Below are 2,143 nucleotides of genomic sequence, written 5' to 3'. Positions count from 1 at the left end.
CAAAATAGATATAAGTTTTGGTATAGTACCAGATGAATATACTCAAGGATTTGAAGATAATGCTTTAGGTTGGACTATGGAAGGAGTATGGGAATGGGGTCCAGCGACTGGTGTAGACCCAGTACCATTTGAAGGGGAAAATCTAGCTGGAACTATTTTAGGTGGAAACTATTCTAATTATGCAGATGATTGGATGGTAACCCCTCCAATAGATCTAAGGGATATAAATTTAGAGGCAGCATCATTGAGATTTTATCAATGGTACAATATGGAGAACAATTATGATAATGGTTATATATATGTAACGGATAACTATGGAGAGGAATGGAACCAGGTAGGAACAATTACAAATTCTTCTAATGGATGGCAAGAAGTAGTTATTAATCTAAATGATTATATTGGTTCAACTAATCCAATATTCGTAGGATATAGATTTAAATCTGATGTATCTCAAGCAAGAGAAGGATGGTATATCGATAATGTAAGGCTTATAGGGCCTGATTCAGAAGCACCACAAGTTCCAACGGATTTAAGAGTGGAAACTGGAATGACTGGAATTAAGCTTTCATGGATACCTTCACCAGATGGTGATATATCCCATTATAATATATATCGTTCAATAATATCTGGAGAAGAATATGAAAAGATTGGGGAAACTAGTTCTAACACCTTTTTAGACACTGAAGTTGTAGCAAATACCACTTACTATTATGTAATAAGTTCAGAGGATACATCTGGTAATGAAAGTGATTTTACCAATGAAGTTTCTGCTATTGCTTCAGAAGTATATATTTTATATTATTCAGATTTTGAAGAAGATAATGGTGAATTTATTACCGGAGGAACTGGCAACTTGTGGGAATGGGGAATTCCTACATCTGGACCTAATGGAGCGGCATCAGGAGAAAAACTATGGGCAACTATTCTTGATGGGAATTATGAAACACGTGTTGATGCATATATAGAAAGTCCAGAAATAGTTATACCAGAAGATAAAATTCCTTATCTACTATTTAATCATTGGTATAATACTGAGAACAGATATGATTATGGCTTTGTAGAAGTATCTAATGATGATGGGATTACATGGGAAAAGGTAACTGGAAACTTTACTAGTTCAAGCGATGGATGGGTTAATGAAGAGATACCATTAACTACCTATCGTGGAGATACAATAAAGATAAGATTTAACTTCCATTCAGATATATCAGTTGTTCGTGAAGGATGGTATATAGATGATGTCACCATAGTAGGACTAAACTTCATACCTCCTGAGCAAGAAGTAATAACATATGATGATGGCACTAATGAAAATGCGGTAGTATTAAACGAAGCTGGTAATGGATTAGCAGTAAGATTTACTCCAACTTTATCTGGCAAATTAGTAGGAGCAGATATATACTTAGATGACGATTTCCCTGAGCCTACTGCAAATAGGTTAGGATTTGAAATTTACCAAATAAACGAAGATGGAACCATATCAAGAGTTGGAGAAACATTATATGTTGACAATTTAATTAGAGGAGCTTTCAATTATATAGATCTTTCAGATTTTAATTTCTATACAGCAGGAGAAGATTTCTATGTTTCAACTATGCAAGATAGCATAGGAGATCTTACACCGGGAACAGGTATAGACAATGACTCTGCATATGAAAGCAGATCATACCTAAACATTGCTGGAGAAATGCTTCCAATGTCTGATGAAGGAATTGCTGGTGCTTTAATGATTAGAGCTCATATGGACTATACTCAAACTCCGCCAGAAAACTTAGAACCAGAAACCGGAAAGGTAAGAACTAAATTAACTAAAATATCTAGTTCTAAATTAAACAAAGGTACAACTACTCTTAAAGCTGAAGAAAAAGAAAAAATTTCAGAACCTGATTTTAGAATAAATAGAAACAATATTACATTAAATGGATACAAATATGAAATGGTATCTGATAAAGAAGTAGCAAATACACCAATGGCAAGAGGCGGCGGCATACCAGCAGACGATGCTGTAGTTACAATTCTTGAAACTGGTAGAAGCGTTAGAACTAACCCTGCCACCGGTGAATATAGTATGAGAATTCCTATGGGAGACTATACACTACAAGCAGAAGCCTATGGATACTATCCACAAACTGTAGAAGTTAGT

The 2,143-nt window shown here is 34.9% G+C and carries 1 pseudogene; it reads left to right on the top strand.

Going from position 1 to position 2,143, the window contains the following annotated elements:
• Positions 1 to 2,143, top strand: a pseudogene (locus C3E89_RS06190) (hypothetical protein); the annotation flags it as partial.

It is taken from the genome of Clostridium sp. Cult1 (genome assembly GCF_021655095.1).
Classification (GTDB): domain Bacteria; phylum Bacillota; class Clostridia; order Tissierellales; family Tepidimicrobiaceae; genus Schnuerera.
This window is presented reverse-complemented; position numbering and strand designations above follow the sequence as displayed.